This window comes from Microbacterium sp. MMO-113, from assembly GCF_037148555.1.
Lineage (GTDB): Bacteria > Actinomycetota > Actinomycetes > Actinomycetales > Microbacteriaceae > Microbacterium.
In genome coordinates, this window is record NZ_JBBCTD010000005.1 from 15,098 (window position 1) to 31,782 (window position 16,685).

Here is a 16,685-nt window from a genome sequence, read left to right on the forward strand (position 1 = left end):
GACGACTGACCGGGGCGGCGTCCCTCCGTCACGCCGCCCTTGGGCGACGTGGGCCTCGTCTGAAAGACGTGTGGCAGCTCAGAGATGGGTCGAGCTAAGAACGGCGACAGTCCGTCTCAAGGCCGTTAGGGCCGGAGGTGCGGCGAGCACTTGGCAGGTGACCAGCCCGGTGTCGATTCTCCGAGAGGACGACGGCCGGGGATCACCGATCTGTGGGAATCCTCATGCACCAGCCAAACGACGAGACCCACGACCGTCGTCTGCGGATCGGGTCACTGTTCGCCGGCTACGGCGGACTCGACCTCGCCGTAGAGGAAGTCTTCGGCGGGGAAACGGTGTGGTTCTCCGAGTTTAGCCCGGTGGTGGCGCGCGTATTCGCCCACCACTGGCCGGGCGTGCCGAACCTGGGCGACATCACCACGATCGACTGGCATGAGGTCGAGCCGGTCGATGTGATCTGCGGCGGGTTCCCCTGCCAGGACGTGTCCACGGTCGGGCGCATGGCAGGCCTGCATCCCGGTACCCGCTCGGGCCTGTGGGCGCGCATGGCAGAGGCGATCGACATGCTGCAACCGGAATGGGTCGTCGCCGAGAACGTCCGGGGCCTGCTCTCCGCCGCCGCGACCCGCCCCACCCGGAAGGAAACAGCCCCGATGGACGCAACCCCATCCCGGCAACCCCGATCGACGGCGCTGCCGTTCGCGGTGTGGAATCCGACCCGTGGCATCTGGGAGATCAGCCAGCTCGACCTCTACGGGCACTTGGCGCCGTACTCGGTGATCTGGCCGACCTCGGGTACGACGCCCACTGGCTCGGCCTACCCGCTTCCGACATCGGAGAACCCCACACCCGCTTTCGCATCTTCATCGTCGCCCGCCGCCGCTGTTTCGGACCCCGCTGGCCTCCGACGCCGCCCGCGGCGGGGAGAGCCTGGACCGGGTTCGCGCCCGGCGCGGCACAATCGCTCCGTCCCACCAGGGCATCGACCTGACTGCGAACGGGCCAACGGGTCCACGGCGGCATCGGGACCCGGAACTGCTGTGCCGCTGATCGAGCAGCTCATCGACGCTGGGACGTTACACCCTGGCAATCCGATGATGGGAACACCTCACAGGAGGAGAAGCACCCTCGCCCGCTCTCCTGAACGATGGCGGTCAGTGCCGGCCAGCGCCCCGTTTCGTGGAATGGCTCAAGGGCCTGCCCGACAGATGGGCTACCGACCTCGGCCTCACCCCACCCCACCCCAACAGCTCACCGCCCTCGGCAACGGCGTCGTACCTGCCCATACGGTGCACGCGCTCCGCACCCTTCTTGCGATCGCGTAGCTAGGCGGAGGGGGGCACGTCGCCACCATGCGGTACAGTGACACCATGCATTTGTACTTCCTGTGACGGCTGAGTAGACCTACCGCGCTCGTTGAGTAATCCGAGTCTGCGGCGGTCGCTTGTTCTGACCCCTTCGGGGTCGCCGTCATTTGCGTACCCGTCTGCCTATGGCTTGTGGTGCGTCGTCTTGAAGGACTCGAATGCTTACCCCTACCGACCGTCATCCGGCGCGCCAGCGCGCTCAACTCATCGCCTCGGACGTGTCCCTCACACGAGGCGCCACACCCGTTCTCCATCACGTCGACCTCACCCTCACTTCTTCATCGCGTATCGCGATCGTGGGAGAGAACGGGCGGGGGAAGTCGACTCTCCTGCATGTGCTCGCCGGCTCGCTTGCCCCAGACAGCGGAACGGTCCAGTGCCTCGGCACTATCGGTGTCGCTGAACAGGAGATGACCGCCGCTGACAGTCGAACCGTAGGGCAGGCTGTCTCGGAGGCGATAGCAGAACCCCTCGCAGCGTTGACGGCACTCGACGCCGCCGCTCTCGCTCTCGCGAGTAACACGGACCGCGCGGCGGAGGAGTACGCCGCCGCGTTGGAACATGCCGAAGCGCTCGATGCGTGGGATGCCGAACGGCGCGTGCAGATCGCACTCGAAGCACTCGACGCAGAGACGGACACGACCAAGGTGCTCGCCGACCTGTCGGTCGGACAGCGGTATCGGGTACGGCTGGCATGCCTCCTGGGCGCCGATCACGATTTCCTGCTGCTCGATGAGCCCACCAATCACCTCGACCGAAGTGGACTTGAGTTCTTGACCGCGCAGCTCCGAGCGCGGAGCGGCGGTGTCGTCGTCGTCAGCCACGATCGGGCGCTCCTGGCTGACATCGCGGAGACCATCGTCGACCTCGACCCGACACCGGACGATCGCCCGCGCGTCTACGGAAGCGGCTACGTCAGCTATAGGGAAGGACGCCTTGCCGAGCGGGAACGCTGGGAGCAGGACTACGACCGCCAGCAGGCCGAGCACGCTCGGTTGCAGGACAGCCTCAGCGCCGCGCAGAACCGACTCGTCTCGGGATGGAGGCCGGAGAAGGGCACCAACAAGCACGGGCGAGCGACCCGCGCGGGCGGGCTTGTGCAGAACGTGCACCGACGCCAGGAAGCACTCGAAGCACACGCCGTCATCGTGCCGGAACCGCCTCAGGTCTTCCGGTTCCCCGACCTCCCCACACGAACCGGCGCGGTGTTCCTGAGCGTCGATCACGTCGCTGTCACCGGACGGTTGAGAGAGTCGGTGTCGTTCACGCTGTCGCACCGTGGACGCCTCGTCGTGACCGGCGCAAACGGTGCAGGTAAGTCCACCCTGCTGAGCGTGGTCGGCGGGGAGATGCAGCCGGACACGGGAAGCGTTCGGATGTCTCCGAGTACGCGCTTGGGTTTTCTCCATCAGGAGACGACCCTGCCGCCTGATCGTAGAGCGAGCGAGGTGTACGCAACGCACATCGGCGCGCTTGTGTCTGAAGGCGCTTTGAAGGAGTCGGATGCCATCGGGCTCTCTCAGCTTGGTCTCCTGCGTCCACGCGAGGCGGGAAAGCGAGTGGGCGAGCTCTCGATGGGACAGCAGCGCAGGCTCGATCTGGCGCTCGTCCTGGCGGCGCGCCCGCACGTGTTGCTGCTTGACGAACCCACCAACCACCTCTCCATCGCGCTCGTTGACGAACTCACCGACGCGCTCGGAGCGACAGCAGCAGCGGTCGTCCTGTCAACCCACGACCGACAGTTGCTCCGTGACGTGAGCGACTGGCCGAGCCTGCAACTGACATCGATGGTCGAAGGCGAGGCGCTGGTATGAGCGACAAGAATCTCAACCGCATGCGTGCCCTGCGACCACTGGCTTCGCGGGACTATCGCCTGCTCTTCGCCGCGGTTGGCATCCAGGTCTTCGGCACCGGCATGTGGACCATCGTGATGGTCTTCCACGTGCTCGCGCTCGATGACAGCCCGCTCGTGCTCTCAGCGGTCGCAACCGGGATGAGCTTGGGCCTGTTCGCCTTCTCGATCCTGGGTGGCGTTGTCGCCGATCGGTTCTCCAAACGCCGCATCATCATCACCGTGCTGGGATGCACAGCTGCTGTGATGACCGCGGTGGCGGCACTGTCTCTCACCGGGACGATCGAGCTGTGGCACGTCGGCGTCGCCTCATTCGCGATGGGCGCAGGCAGCGCGTTCTTTTACCCCGCTTACAGCGCCTATCTGCCCCAGGTGCTTCCGCCTGAGCAACTGCTCGCCGCGAACGGACTCGAAGGCGCTCTGCGCCCCTCCATGGGGCAGGGCCTTGGCCCCGCCCTCGGCGGCATCATCGTCGGCATGTTCTTCCCCGCCATCGGGGCCGTCATCGTCGCAGCGTCGTACGCGATCGCGTTCATCCTCACCCTGTTCCTCAGCAGGCGCGACGAGCCGACCACGATCACCTCTCCGGATCAGCGCACGAGCGTATGGGGCGACCTTCGAGCAGGCGTGAACTATGTGGTTCGCACTCGCTGGTTGCTCTGGACGCTGATCTTCGGTTCCTCGCTCGCCCTCATCATCCAGGGACCAATCGAAGTGCTTTTGCCCTTCGTCACCCGCGACAGATTCGAGGACGCCGAATCCACGTTCGGCTTCCTTCTCGCCGCGTTCGGGATCGGCGGCGCGATCGGCTCGCTGTTGGTGTCGTCGCTGAAACTCCCGCGTCGCTACCTCACCTTCATGATCGCCTGCTGGGGCGGCGGAACTCTCCCCCTCGTGGTCATCGGCATCGCCGACAACCTGGTGGTGATGCTCGCAGCGCTGTTCATCGTCGGCGCAGCGACGGGGGCCGGTGTCGTCGTCTGGGGAACCCTGCTGCAACGCCTCGTGCCGCTCGACATGATCGGCCGAGTCGCGAGCCTCGATTTCTTCGTCTCGATCGCGTTCATGCCTGTCTCGATCGCCATCGCAGGGCCGCTCTCGCTGCTCATACCCATCCCGGTGATCTTCATCATCGCCGGGCTTGCTCCACCCGCCCTCGCACTGATCGCGATGCTGGCGGGACGAATGCGCCAAAGCGAGATGGGACACCCGCTGGACGAACGCTGAGATGCAACTGTCCGAGCAAGGCCATGTCGGGATTTGAGATACACGAGCGAAGCGCACGCTCGCCCATCACGGCCCTGACCCGGACCGAGCACCGTCCGATCGGTCCAGTGGCGTATGACTGCATAAAGGTTGTCATCGTCCGCTCCGGGTCTGCGGTGCTGTTCAGTGAGTTCGGGCAGCGACCCGTCCATATTGGCGACGTCGTCGTGCTCGGCGCGAACGTCCTATGCGGGAGTGAGCCAGAGGGCCACGTCACGTCGACCACCATCTTCGCGAACACTGATTATGTGGTCGACCAGGTGTTCTGGCAGTACCTCGGCTTGTTGCAGGATCGACTTGACGCGCAAGACTTCTTTGCGACGACTTATACCGAGCCAGCCCAGGTTCTCCGACTTGGTGAGGACCGGGCAGGGACGTTGATGCCCTGGCTAGACGAGCTGGTCGCACTGAGCGTTGAGGATAAACCGGTGGCGAACTTCCATCGAATACAAGCGTTATGGTTCTCGATCGTTCACGTCCTGACTCCGTTCGTCAAGACGACACCGATCCGCGAGTCCTCAACCCAGCGCGAAACGACCTGGCCCACTCAGCCACGGCGACGCGGACTCTCGCCGCTACGGACCGAAGCGCGGACGGTCGCCGAGCTGTTGCGGGCGGACCCGGTGCGTCGCTGGTCGGTGACGGACCTCGCCAACGAGGTGCATCTGTCGAAGTCACAGCTCGGCCGCGTGTTCGTGGATGCGTACGGGAAGTCCCCCATCGCGTATCTGACGATGTTGCGAGCCGAGCGGATGGCGGGTCTTCTGCGCACCACAGACGCGCCGATCGCGGTGGTCGCCCGTGAGGTGGGGTGGAGCGATCCTGATTTCGCGGCACGTCAGTTCCGTCGTAGCGTCGGGGTGGCACCGAGCCGCTACCGAGCAATTGCCCGCACGCGAGCTGCTGCCGCGTCCGGGTGAAACGCGCATGCAGCCAGGTCATATCCGCAGGATCAGCCACCTCCGCCCCACAGCTCCTGTGCGCTCCGGTAATCCGGTAGGGACTCGTCGGGTTCGTCGCGGAGCCTGACGGTCGCCAGTCTCGTTCCGTCGTCCGTCTCGTGTTCCTGATCAGCCCGGCGTACCTCGTGGTCGCACGGCTGCTCCTTCTCGGGGTGGCCCAGGTGGAGGGAGGTCAGGCGATGGCGATGAGGAATGAGACGCGGGAAGCGAAGCTGGAAGCTCTCGAAGAACGCATCGTGCGCTCGGTCGAGGAACTGGTGTCGGGTGAGGACTGGCGGCGGGCGATGGAGTTCGCCGCGCGGTTCCGGTCGCGCTCGTTCAACAACACGCTGCTGATTTGGGCTCAGCACCTGGAAGCCTACGAGCAGGGCCGGGTGCCGACGCCGACGCCGACATGGGTGGCTGGGTTTCAGGACTGGAAGAAGATGGGCCGCTGGGCCGAGGCCGGCGGTGGCTATGAGATTCGCGCGCCGGTCCGGGTGCGGTTCGCCACGGCGACGCCGAAGGACCCGGCCTCGTGGCGACGGCTGGCGAAGGGGCAGAGTCCACGTCCGGGTGAAGTCGTGCAACGCCGGGTCGTGAACGTCGTTCCCGCTCATGTCTGGGATGTGTCGCGGACGCACGGTGCCGAACTGCCGGAACTGCCGCGCCCGAAGCTGCTGGAAGGCGAGGCGCCGGCCGGCCTGTGGGACGGGCTGGCCAGCCAGGTCGAGTCGCTGGGCTATGAGGTGCTGCGGATGCCGGACAGCGACGCGATCCGCGGCGCGAACGGCATGACCGACTACGAGACCCGTCAGGTGCTCGTGCGTACCGACATGGACCCGGCCGCGCAGGTGAAGACACTCGCACACGAGCTGGGTCATGCCCGGATGCACGGGCCGAACCAGCAGGAGGCCCGCCAGCATCGCGGGATCGGCGAGGTCGAAGCCGAGTCGCTGGCGCTGATGATCGCCGCCGCGCACGGCATGGACACCAGCGACTACACGATCCCCTACGTCGCCGGATGGGCGGCGAACGTGGACGGCAAGGACCCGGTGCAGGTCATCCGCGACACCGGCGAGAAGGTCCGGCGCACCGCCACGGACGTCCTGAGCCAGCTCGACACGATCCAGCTCGGCAACGGCAACCCGGTGTCGCTACGGATCGACGGACCCGAACATGCCGGACCCGAACACTCGGAACCCGAGCGGGCACCGGACCGAGCGCCGCTACCCGAGCGAGAATCACGGAGGGTGCAAGCAGCGCCGGGGCGAGGGCTGTGATGGTCGCCCCCGACGCACTCGCCACCGTCTTTGACCGGCTCAACGGTCTGTCGTTGCCGGATGCGGCGCGCGAACTGGCACGGGCTGGGGTACCAGTCTTTCCCTGCGCGCCGGGCGAGAAGACGCCGCTCGTCCCTTCGGGTTTCCAGCAGGCGACGGATGATCTGCAGCGGGTGCAGGGCTGGTGGCGGTGGCAACCAACTGCGAACATCGGCATCCCCACCGGCGCCGCGTCGGGGCTGGTCGTGATCGACATCGATGTGCACGGCACAAACGGATACACCTCATACGCGCGTGCCGCTCGCGCGGGCCTGATCCCTGAGCCGCTGGCGACAGTGACCACGCCGACCGGCGGGCGGCACGCCTACTTCCCAGCCGACCCAGCCCAAGAGCAACGGTCGTGGGCGGTCGGCAAGGCCGGCGTCGACTGCCGCGGTGACGGCGGCTACATCATCGCTCCGTCCTCGGTGCGCATGCTCGACGGCGCACGCATCCCGTACCGGGTCGAGCAGGTCGCCGCCGGTCTGGTGAAGCCGGTGGATGCTGTGCGGCTACGCAACTTCCTCGCCCCTGCACCGCCGCGCCGTCCTGTGCCTGAGAACCGCGGCGTCGCCGGGCGGGAGGATGCGGACCGGCTCGCTACGTGGTTAGCGCGTCAGGTCAAGGGCGACCGCAACTACAAGCTGTTCTGGGCCGCGTGTCGTCTGGCGGAGGGCAACGTGCCGGTGGGCGATGCTCTCGATGCGCTGGTCCGGGCCGAGCAGCCGGACTTCGGCGAGCGGGAAATCACGCGAACCGTCTACAGCGCCTACCGCAGCGTCGGTGCCGGCGCTTCTCATCAGAACCGCTCGGGCCAGACCCTGGACCCGCTCGCCGCCGGGTCCGTTCATCGCGTTCCCGAACGGCGGGTGCCCGCATCGAGGGAGCTGCCATGAAGGGGATGCCGCGCCACTGGGCGGTGGCAACGGCGACCGGAGGCACCGTCGGGATCGCCGGGTTCGCGTTCTGGCTGTCGTTCATCGCGTTGACCGATCTGGCGCGCCGCTCCGGGGTCGCAGAGGGACAGGCATGGGCATGGCCGCTCATCGTCGATGGTCTGATCGTAGTCGCGACGGTGGCGGCGTTCGCGCTCGACGGGCACCGCTCGGCCTGGTATCCGTGGCTGCTGCTCATCGCCGCCACCGGAGTGTCCGTGGCCGGAAACGTCATGCACGCCACGGTCACCGCTGAGCCGGGCGTGCCCGCGCTCCTGGCCGGGTGCGTGGCTGCGGTGCCACCGTTGATGCTGCTGGCGAGCACGCACCTGACGGTCGTTCTAATCCGCTCCACCCGTGCCTCTGAACCCGAGGCCGCACACGAACACACGGCCTTCGGTGAGGCTGCCGTACCGCCGATTCCATCTTCCTCCGCCAAGCCGCTGGAGGATCACGACGGCGACGATCGCCGGGCGCTGGCGGCCGAGTTGCGGGAGCGGGGCTGGTCGAACAAGAGGATCGCCCGCGAACTCGACGTGCATCCCTCGACGGTCGGCCGGTGGCTGCCTCGGGCTGGCACGGCCGACACGCGCGGCGCTCACCACACCGATGAGGCGGACCTGACCGGGTCCGAGCTCGTGATGGAAGGAACTGCACGATGAACCACGACGACATCACCAATCCGGCCGATCAGTATCGCCAGTACGCCGCGCCTGAACAGGCTCAGCCGGCAAGGGATACGTCAAGCCCGTCTGAGAATGCGGAGGCGCTGGGCACGCCGGATGCGGTGAAGGAAGCCGCCTCCCGCAAGGCGGCGAAGAAGAAGTTGGCGCAGGTGCGGGGCCGGGGCGTGGATTGGGTGCGCCCAACCGACCTGTTCGCCCGGAGCGGTGGAGCGTTGTCGCGCCGAGGCATCGACCTCACCGCGGCCGGTAGCCGCAAGGTTCGGGCTCCGATCGAGAAGGGCGCGCGGTGGGTCGGTGAGCGCGCCCGACACCTGCCGCCGCTATCGGCGTTCGGACGCCACAGCGGCTCCGATCAGGGCCAGGTCCGGTCCGGGGTCGGGATGCGGTAGCCCGGGTGGTGATGAGTCATGGACGCCCTCTTGGTCGAGGTAGAACCCGCAGTCGCCTGCGGGTGCACCTGCTCGCTAGGAGGTGCCCCGACCATGACCAACGACACCACGCCCACCGACGCACGCGACGATCGATCGGCTGAGGACTACCGCAGCAGCGAGGGGCTGCGCGCCCTGCTGAATCGGCTCCACGCCGCCGGTCGCGGTGCCTGGGAGCGAGACCCGGCGGCGGCGGAGCTGATGGCGTTCGCCGCCGAGAAGTACGCAGCGCTTGCGCACAAGCATCACCTCGATCCGTGGGAGGCCGCGTCAGCGGCGTTCGACGTGATGCGCACCAAGGCCGCCCGCACGGCCGATGATCCGTGGGCGGTCGTCACCCACGCGGTGCGGATCACCTGCATCGCCGAGGAACGCGGCCAAGGTCTGCTGTGCTCGACCCACCAGGCCCGCCGGCCCCGCTATTCGGTGTTCCACGACCCCGAGCGTCTCTCCGACCGTGAGAACCCGCTGGACGACTACCACCCGGCCTTCCACGTCACCGACGCGCATCACGGCGAGCATAACGAGACGGCGCCGCCGGATCGCGACAGTTCAGGAGTGACGAGCGCGACCGCGGCCGTGAAGGATGCGATCACGCTGCTGGTGCTGCTGGGCTGGCCCGCCGGGACCGCGCGAGCGGCGGTAGAGCATGTCTGCGTGGCGCTGACCTGTGTCGGGAACCGGCACACCGCCTACGAGACGCTGCGGCGCGACAAGCACGCCCGGGCGCTGCTCGATCTGCCCAGCCGCTCGTGGGCGGTGCTGCTGCGCGCCCTGCTCGGCACCCCGGGAACGGAGCTGGCGGCGACCGGCGCGGGACGCGGCCTGCTGCTGCGGCTGCTGATCGGCGAGACCCTGCCGCTGCTGCTGCGTGACGACGACCTCGTGCTCACGCTCTCCTTGGCGGTGCCGGGCACCCACGACCGGGGCACGAAGAAGTCGCGGGGTGCGGGATGAGCACTCCTGCCGGGCACATCGAGCTGGAGCGGACGGTGGAGTCCATCACCGTCGGTCACCGGCATCGCACCGACCTGGGCGACCTCGACGCGCTGGTCGCGTCGATCGAGCGCGACGGTCTGTTGCAGCCGCCGACGATCACCCCGGACGGGACGCTGGTGTGCGGGGCACGCCGGCTCGCGGCGATCAAGAAGCTCGGCCAGCGGCGGGTCAGCGTGTGGGTGCGCTCGGGCATCTCCGACCGGCTCGGGCATCTGCTGGCCGAACAGGACGACAACCAGCTTCACAAGCCGCTGACACCGATCGAGGCCGCCGGCCTGTACCGGGAGATCAAGGAACTCATGGCCGAGGACGCCGCCCGGAGGAAGGCTGCCACCCAGTTCCGAGACGGTCACGAGCCCGGAAAGCATGGTCCCGCCGATTCGGCGGGACCACCCGTCCCCGGTCAGCTCGGGGACGCCCGCGCGCAGGCGGCACGCATGGTCACAGGCTCGTCCTCCTACACCAGACTGGAGCAGATCGGATTCCTGCAACGCCTGGCAGAAGACCCCGCCATGCCGGCGCAGATGCGCGCCCAGGCGCGCGATGGGCTGATTCAGATCGAGGCCGGAGCGCCGGTCAACCCGATCTTCCAACGCCTCCGCGACGCGCATGCCGAGGATGCGACCGAGCGGGATCGCCAACTGCACGAGCTGGCTGACCAAGCACTCGCTCGTGTCCACGCCGCGAAGGCCGGCAAGGCCGCGAAGCCGGCCGCACGGTCTCGCCGTCCGGTCGACGCGGATGAGCGGCCGGCGCGGTTCTCGGTGCGCGCGTTCGTGCTGACCTGGGGTGACATGGACGCCTGGTGGACCCACTACGACGTGGACGAGCTGGCCGCGAAACTCACCGACGAGCAGATCGAGGCGTTCTTCGCCACCGTCGAGGGCACCACCGAGTTCGCCGCACGGCTCCGCACCGCCCGCACAGAGGCACAACAGGATCGGCCGTTGCTGCGCGCCCTCTGAACCACACCTACGCGCCAGTCGCGGGCGGGCTCACCTGGCGGACATGAAGACGAATCCCGCCTCCTGGTCCCGTGGCCGCCTCATCGCCGTGATCGCCGCCGGCTTCGTGCTGCTGCTCCTGGTCGGCGTCGGCGTGTACGGGCTCATCACCGGCCCGAGACAGACGAACGATCCTTCTCCCGACCCGACTCCGACCGTCACCGCTCCGGGTGAGTCCGAACCCAGTACATCGGGGCCGCCGCGGGTGATCCCCTCGCACGACCCGGATGCGTTCGCCCGCAACGTCGTTGAGGCGCTGTTCGCCTGGGACACCGGCTCGGGGCTGATGCCGCTGGACTACTCCGCCGCGATCTTGGAGGTCGGGGACCCCTCCGGCACCGAGCAGGCCGGCCTCGCCTCCGACATCGCCGCCTACCTGCCCTCCCGTGAGGCGTGGATCGAGCTGCGCCAGTACGCCACGACTCAGCATTTGGTGATCGACGACTCCTTCGTGCCCGAGGCGTGGGATCAGGCGGTCGAGCAGGCGCAGCCCGGCCAGCTCCCGCCCGGTGCCACCGCGGTCACGATCGAAGGCACCCGCCATCGCGAGGGCGTTTGGAACGGCGAACCGGTGACCTCGGAGCACTCGGTGAGCTTCACTGTGTTCCTGGCCTGCCCGCCGCCGGCACCGCAGTTCCGCACCGGCCTGTGTCATGTGCTGCGCCTATCGCAGCTCGACAACCCGCTCCGATAGCCGGGAGTCGTCATGGCGAAGAGGCTCCTCATTCTTGGGCTCGCGTTCGTGCTGTTCGGGCCGGCCAGCATCCTGCTCGCCACCGGCGTACTGATGAACCCGGCGGCGGCGAGCTGCGTCGTCCCGGGCGGCAGCGTCACTGTGGCGAATGTCCCCGATTCGCTGACCGTCACCACCCGAGACGGCACCACCTTCACGCCCAACAAGACCCAGCTCACGCACGCGGCCACGATCATCACGATCGGCGGCGGGATCGAGGGCGTGGGCCGGCCCGGAATCAGGATCGCGCTGATGGCTGCGCTCACCGAGTCCACCCTGCGAATGCTGGCGAACACGAGCGCGTACCCCGAGAGCGGCAACTACGCGAACGACGGCAACGGCTCGGATCACGACTCACTCGGCTTGTTCCAGATGCGGCCGCAGTCGGGCTGGGGCACCGTCGCGGAACTGATGGACCCGCAGTATCAGGCGCGGGCGTTCTTCGGCGGCCCGACCGGCCCGAACTACCCGAGCCCGCGCGGTCTGCTGGACATTCCGGGCTGGCAGCAGATGGACCCCGGCGAGGCCGCGCAAGCCGTCGAGGTGTCGGCCTACCCAGATCGCTACCGCAACTACGAGCCGGTCGCTGAAGCCATCCTCGCCGCCCTCACCGGCGGCAGAGGCGAGGCTGGCCCAGCGAGCGTCGTGCTCGCCGCGGGGCCGGTGGCGCAGTCCGCTCGCGTGGTGTTCCCGCTCCCCGAGGGGACATGGGTGCTCACCAGCGAGTTCGGGCCGCGTATCCACCCGATCACAGGTGAGCCCTCGTTCCACACCGGCACGGACTTCGCCGCCCCTGATGGCACGCCGATCCTCGCTGCCGCGGACGGGACCGTGACGGTCGCGGAGTTCAGCGGCGGGTACGGCGGGCTGATCGTCATCGAGCATCAGATCGACGGCCAGACCGTCGCAACCGCCTACGCCCACATGTGGGAGCACGGCATCCACGTCTCGCGCGGGGATCGAGTGGTCGCCGGTCAGCACATCGGCGATGTCGGCAGCTCCGGCAACTCAACGGGGCCGCATCTGCACTTCGAAGTCAGGCCCGGCGGCACGAGCGGCGAGGCGATCGACGCAGCCAAGTGGCTCAACGACCACAACGCGGCAGACCTGCCCGAAGCCAGCGTGGGCAGCCCGAACGGATGCGACACCACGGGCGGCACGCCGGGCGATCCCGCACCGCTGGACGGTGACCCCGACCAGATGGTCGATGACCCCACCAGCGACGGGCAGATCACCGCGCGGATGGCGCACCTCATGGCTCAGGCCCGCGCCGCGTTCCCCGACACCTCCTGGGCCTGCTACTCGCCCCGGCCTGGCACGACATCGGAACATCCGCTGGGCAGGGCCTGTGACATCACCTTTGGGAACCGGATCGGCACGCACCCGACGCCTGTGCAGCTCGAGGACGGCTGGCGGGTCACGAACTGGATGAAGGACCACGCCGAATCTCTCGGCGTCGAGTACCTGATCTGGCAGGGCCAAATCTGGTCGCTGTCCCGCGATGCCGAAGGCTGGCGCCCCTACAACGGCGGCGGCATGCACGACCCCTGCGTCGTGACCGGCGGGCACTACGACCACCTGCACGTGACCGTCAAGGTGGGCGCCTGATGGGCGTCTTCCCCGACTTCGATGGACTCGGCGGCATCGGCGATCTGAAACAGGTCATCGGAGCCTTGCTGACGATCGTGCTGCTGGTCGCCGTGCTCATGGTCATCGTCTCGGCGATCTGCTGGGCGCTGGGCGCCTCGCACGGCAACCACTCCCTCGCGGCCAAGGGCAGAGTCGGCGTGCTGGTAGGCGTCGGCGCAGCCGCCCTCGCCGGTGCCGGGGTCGCATGGGTGAACTGGCTCATCGCCCTCGGCAACCAGTTTTGACCGTCTGACGATCCCGTGTGGCCCGCTCTCTGCCTGGGGCGGGCCGTTCTCTTGCCTGCTCGCGCCAGTCGCCTCCTGGTTCACCTCGCCGTCACAAGCCAACTGCTCAGCGAGGGAGTAACCACCGTGATCGACATCGACCCCAACAGCTCCGGACTGCCCGGCATCGAACAGCTCCGCACCATCGTCGGCGCCGTGATGACCATCGGCCTCATCCTCGCCGTGCTCGCCCTGATCGTCTCCGCGATCGTGTGGGCCTACGGCTCGAACAGCTCGAACCCGCATCTGGCCGGACGCGGCAAGCTGGGCGTGCTCATCTCCTGCGGCGCCGCCGTGGTGTGCGGTGCGGCGGTGACGCTCGTGAACTTCTTCTGGAACGTCGGCCAGGCCGTCTGAGGCCGCCAGGCTTCACGGCAGGAGATTCGCGATGAGCGTCTGCGATGTGCCGATCATCTCGACCGTCTGCGATGTCGCCGGCGAGGCCGCTGCAACGGTCGTGGCTGCCCCGTTCGACTGGCTCGCCCAGGCGATGGGCGGCGCGGCCGGCTGGCTGATCGAGGCGATGTGGGCCGTGTTCGACACGACCACCCTGGTCGACGTGACCGCCGATGGATTCACCGCGGTCTACAACCTGATCTTCGGAATCGGGGTCTTCCTCGTCCTGATCTTCTTCTGCCTGCAACTCATCACCGGGCTCATCAAGCGCGACCCGACCGCGCTGTCTCGTGCCGCACTCGGTGCCGCGAAGTCGGTGCTCGGCGCGTTCGTCGTCGTTACGTTGACCGCGCTCGCACTGGAAATCGTGGACCAACTCTGCATCGGCATCATCCAGGCCTCCGGGGAGACCACCGAGACGATGGGCGACAAGATCATCCTGCTCGCCGCCGGACTCGCGGGCATCAACATCGCCGCCCCTGGTGTTGGGGCGATTGTCACGATCTTCCTGGCCGGGCTGATGATCGCCGCCGTCTTCATCGTCTGGTTCTCGCTGTTGATCCGCAAGGCTCTGCTGCTGGTCGGCGTCGTGCTGGCGCCGATCGCGTTCGCAGGCGCGTCCTGGGACGCCACCCGCGGCTGGATCGGCAAATGGGCAGCATTCGTCATCGCCCTCATCGTCTCCAAGCTGGTGCTGGTCGTCATCTTCCTGCTGGCGATCACCCAGATTGCCACCCCGATCGAGGCGGACATCGCCGCCGTGACCGAGCCGATCACCGGCATCGTCCTGATGGGCATCGCCGCGTTCGCGCCCTACATGGTCTACCGCTTCGTGTCGTTCATCGGCTTCGACCTCTACCAGCAGATGGGAACCGAGCAGGAGGCAAAGAACGCGCTCAACCGTCCGCTCCCGATCCCATCCGGGCTCAAGGGCGGCAGCGAGCCCAAGAAGGTGCTCGATGACCCCAAGGGCGGCGGCAGTTCCGGCGGTGGCTCCGAGGGCGGGTCCGGCGGAACACCACCGCCCAAGACGCCCGCACCCGCCGCCGGTGGCGGTGCTGGCGGCGCAGGGGCAGGAGCGAGTGCCGGGGGAAGCGCGGGCGCTGGGGCCGGTACGAGTGCAGGCGCGGGCGCGGCGGCGGGACCTGCCGCAGCCGTCGTCATCGGCGCGCAGGTCGTCAAGGGCGCCGCCGAAGCCGGACCGAAGACAGGCCAGGCCGTCGCCGGTCAAGCCGAGACCGCCGCGAGCGGCGCCGAGGTCCACGGCGGCAGCACCACGCCATCGAAGACGCCGCCACAGCCATCAACTCCGCAGCCGCGGACCCCCGCACCCCCCAAGTCCGACCCGCGGCAGACCGCGAAGGAGTGAACGACCATGCCTACCGAACAGAAGGTGCCTGGTAGCGAGCTGACGCCGATGAAATTCAGCCGGCTCACCCGCCGGGGCGTGCTGCTCGGCCTCTCGGTCGCGCAGCTCATCACCCTCGGCATCGGCGGGCTGACCGCGCTGGCGGCGTTCTACGGCGGGGCCGGGATGCTGCTGGCCTACACCGCGCCGGTGTGGGTGCTCGCGGCGGTCCTGACCTGGGTGCCTGTCGCCGGGCGGCCGATGGTCGAATGGCTCCCGGTCGCGTGCTGGTGGCTGTGGCGCACGACCGGCGGGCAACTGCTCTACCGGCGAAGGGTCGTCACACCCCGCCCGGCCGGGAACCTGGCGTTGCCCGGCGACATGGCCCGGCTGCGGGAGCATCTGGACCCCGAGACCGGGGCGTGCATGATCCACGACCCCCGCCAGGGCACGCTCACGGTGATCTGCGAAGCCACCCATCCCGCGTTCGTGCTGCTGGACCCCGGCGAGCAGGAACGCCGGGTCACTGCCTGGGGGCGGGTGCTCGCGACGGTGTGCCGCTCGGGGCGGATCGCGACCCTGCAAGTGCTCGAACGTACCTTGCCGGACTCCGGTAGCGGTCTGGCCGAGTGGTGGGCCGAGCACGGCACTACCGACGACACCTGGGCCTCCCAGACCTACGCCGAACTGATCGAACGCGCCGGCCCCGCCGGAGAACGGCACGCGACCACGATCAGCCTGTCCCTGGACATGAAGACGGCCGCCCGGCAGATCAGAACCGCAGGCGGCGGCATCCGCGGCGCCGCCGCCGTGCTCCGCCAGGAGATGGCGACCCTCACCGCCGCGCTGCGCTCAGCGGACCTGACCCCGACCGGCTGGCTCGGCCCCGGCCAGATCGCGGTGATCCTGCGCTCGGCCTACGACCCGGCCGTCGCCGCGACGCTGGAACGACACGGACGGCTCGGACAGGAGCTCGCCGCCGCCGGCCCGGTCGCGGTGACAGAGACCTGGGACAATCTGCGCACCGATTCTGCCTGGCACGCCGTGCTGTGGGTTTCGGAGTGGCCGAGGTCGATGGTGTATCCGGGGTTCCTGGCCCCGGTGCTGCTGTCCACCGGCATCCAACGATCGGTGTCGCTGATCTACACCCCGATGCGCTCCGACCAAGCCGCCCGCGACATCCGCAAGAAGAAGGTCGAACACATCTCGGATGCCGCGCAACGTGCCCGGATGGGGCAGATCGAGGACGCCGCGCAGACCGCCGAGTACCAAGACGTGCTCCAACAAGAAGCCGACCTGACCGCCGGCCACGGGGTGCTCCGCGTGTCGGGCCTCGTCAGCGTCTCCGCGCCCACGCTCGACGAACTGGAAGCGGCGACCGCGGCGATTGAGCAGTCCGCGATCCAGGCGTCCTGCGAAACCCGTCGGCTCGTCGGCCAGCAGGCCGCGGCGTTCACGGCGGCGGCGCTGCCGCTGTGCCGGACGGTGTGACGGA

16 protein-coding genes and 1 pseudogene are annotated in these 16,685 nt (G+C 68.3%); all 17 read left to right on the plus strand.

The genetic code is table 11. The features are described 5' to 3' along the window. Positions 1 to 224: 224 nt before the first annotated feature. Positions 225 to 608, plus strand: a pseudogene (locus WFJ36_RS17170) (DNA cytosine methyltransferase); the annotation flags it as partial. Next, positions 578 to 991, plus strand: coding sequence for a DNA cytosine methyltransferase (locus tag WFJ36_RS17175; protein ID WP_442927881.1), 414 nt, complete (start codon positions 578 to 580; stop codon positions 989 to 991). The pseudogene WFJ36_RS17170 and the gene WFJ36_RS17175, both read left to right, overlap by 31 nt. Before the next feature lie 534 nt (positions 992 to 1,525). After that, on the plus strand, positions 1,526 to 3,181 hold the full coding sequence (locus WFJ36_RS16410; protein WP_336643731.1) for an ABC-F family ATP-binding cassette domain-containing protein: 1,656 nt from the start codon (positions 1,526 to 1,528) through the stop codon (positions 3,179 to 3,181). Further along, positions 3,178 to 4,446 (plus strand): MFS transporter, encoded by a 1,269-nt coding sequence (locus tag WFJ36_RS16415; RefSeq protein WP_336643732.1) that lies wholly within the window; start codon positions 3,178 to 3,180, stop codon positions 4,444 to 4,446. Before WFJ36_RS16410 ends, WFJ36_RS16415 begins: the two co-directional genes overlap by 4 nt. Positions 4,447 to 4,553: 107 nt before the next feature. Further along, positions 4,554 to 5,405, plus strand: a complete 852-nt coding sequence (locus tag WFJ36_RS16420; protein ID WP_336643758.1) for a helix-turn-helix transcriptional regulator — start codon at positions 4,554 to 4,556, stop codon at positions 5,403 to 5,405. 221 nt (positions 5,406 to 5,626) lie between these two features. Beyond that, positions 5,627 to 6,709, plus strand: a complete 1,083-nt coding sequence (locus WFJ36_RS16425) for an ImmA/IrrE family metallo-endopeptidase (RefSeq protein ID WP_336643759.1) — start codon at positions 5,627 to 5,629, stop codon at positions 6,707 to 6,709. Continuing rightward, positions 6,709 to 7,644 (plus strand): bifunctional DNA primase/polymerase, encoded by a 936-nt coding sequence (locus tag WFJ36_RS16430; RefSeq protein ID WP_336643733.1) that lies wholly within the window; start codon positions 6,709 to 6,711, stop codon positions 7,642 to 7,644. Before WFJ36_RS16425 ends, WFJ36_RS16430 begins: the two co-directional genes overlap by 1 nt. Next, positions 7,641 to 8,345, plus strand: coding sequence for a DUF2637 domain-containing protein (locus WFJ36_RS16435; protein ID WP_336643734.1), 705 nt, complete (start codon positions 7,641 to 7,643; stop codon positions 8,343 to 8,345). Before WFJ36_RS16430 ends, WFJ36_RS16435 begins: the two co-directional genes overlap by 4 nt. After that, positions 8,342 to 8,758 (plus strand): hypothetical protein, encoded by a 417-nt coding sequence (locus WFJ36_RS16440; protein ID WP_336643735.1) that lies wholly within the window; start codon positions 8,342 to 8,344, stop codon positions 8,756 to 8,758. Before WFJ36_RS16435 ends, WFJ36_RS16440 begins: the two co-directional genes overlap by 4 nt. 93 nt (positions 8,759 to 8,851) lie before the next feature. Continuing rightward, a complete protein-coding gene (locus WFJ36_RS16445; protein ID WP_336643736.1) occupies positions 8,852 to 9,754 on the plus strand; it encodes a hypothetical protein in 903 nt (300 codons plus the stop codon). Beyond that, positions 9,751 to 10,761 (plus strand): ParB N-terminal domain-containing protein, encoded by a 1,011-nt coding sequence (locus tag WFJ36_RS16450; protein ID WP_336643737.1) that lies wholly within the window; start codon positions 9,751 to 9,753, stop codon positions 10,759 to 10,761. Before WFJ36_RS16445 ends, WFJ36_RS16450 begins: the two co-directional genes overlap by 4 nt. A gap of 43 nt (positions 10,762 to 10,804) precedes the next feature. Continuing rightward, positions 10,805 to 11,494 (plus strand): hypothetical protein, encoded by a 690-nt coding sequence (locus tag WFJ36_RS16455; protein ID WP_336643738.1) that lies wholly within the window; start codon positions 10,805 to 10,807, stop codon positions 11,492 to 11,494. Between the two features lie 12 nt (positions 11,495 to 11,506). Next, positions 11,507 to 13,141, plus strand: coding sequence for a M23 family metallopeptidase (locus WFJ36_RS16460; RefSeq protein WP_336643739.1), 1,635 nt, complete (start codon positions 11,507 to 11,509; stop codon positions 13,139 to 13,141). Beyond that, positions 13,141 to 13,407, plus strand: a complete 267-nt coding sequence (locus WFJ36_RS16465) for a DUF6112 family protein (protein ID WP_336643740.1) — start codon at positions 13,141 to 13,143, stop codon at positions 13,405 to 13,407. The genes WFJ36_RS16460 and WFJ36_RS16465 overlap by 1 nt, the downstream gene beginning before the upstream one ends. Positions 13,408 to 13,533: 126 nt before the next feature. Further along, complete coding sequence (locus WFJ36_RS16470; protein ID WP_144796905.1) at positions 13,534 to 13,803, plus strand: DUF6112 family protein; 270 nt, start codon at positions 13,534 to 13,536, stop codon at positions 13,801 to 13,803. Between the two features lie 31 nt (positions 13,804 to 13,834). Then, the gene (locus tag WFJ36_RS16475; protein ID WP_336643741.1) at positions 13,835 to 15,211 is read left to right on the plus strand and encodes a conjugal transfer protein TrbL; all 1,377 of its coding nucleotides are present in this window, start codon (positions 13,835 to 13,837) and stop codon (positions 15,209 to 15,211) included. Positions 15,212 to 15,217: 6 nt separating this feature from the next. Then, positions 15,218 to 16,681, plus strand: a complete 1,464-nt coding sequence (locus WFJ36_RS16480) for a PrgI family protein (RefSeq protein WP_336643742.1) — start codon at positions 15,218 to 15,220, stop codon at positions 16,679 to 16,681. The last annotated feature ends 4 nt before the right edge of the window (positions 16,682 to 16,685 follow it).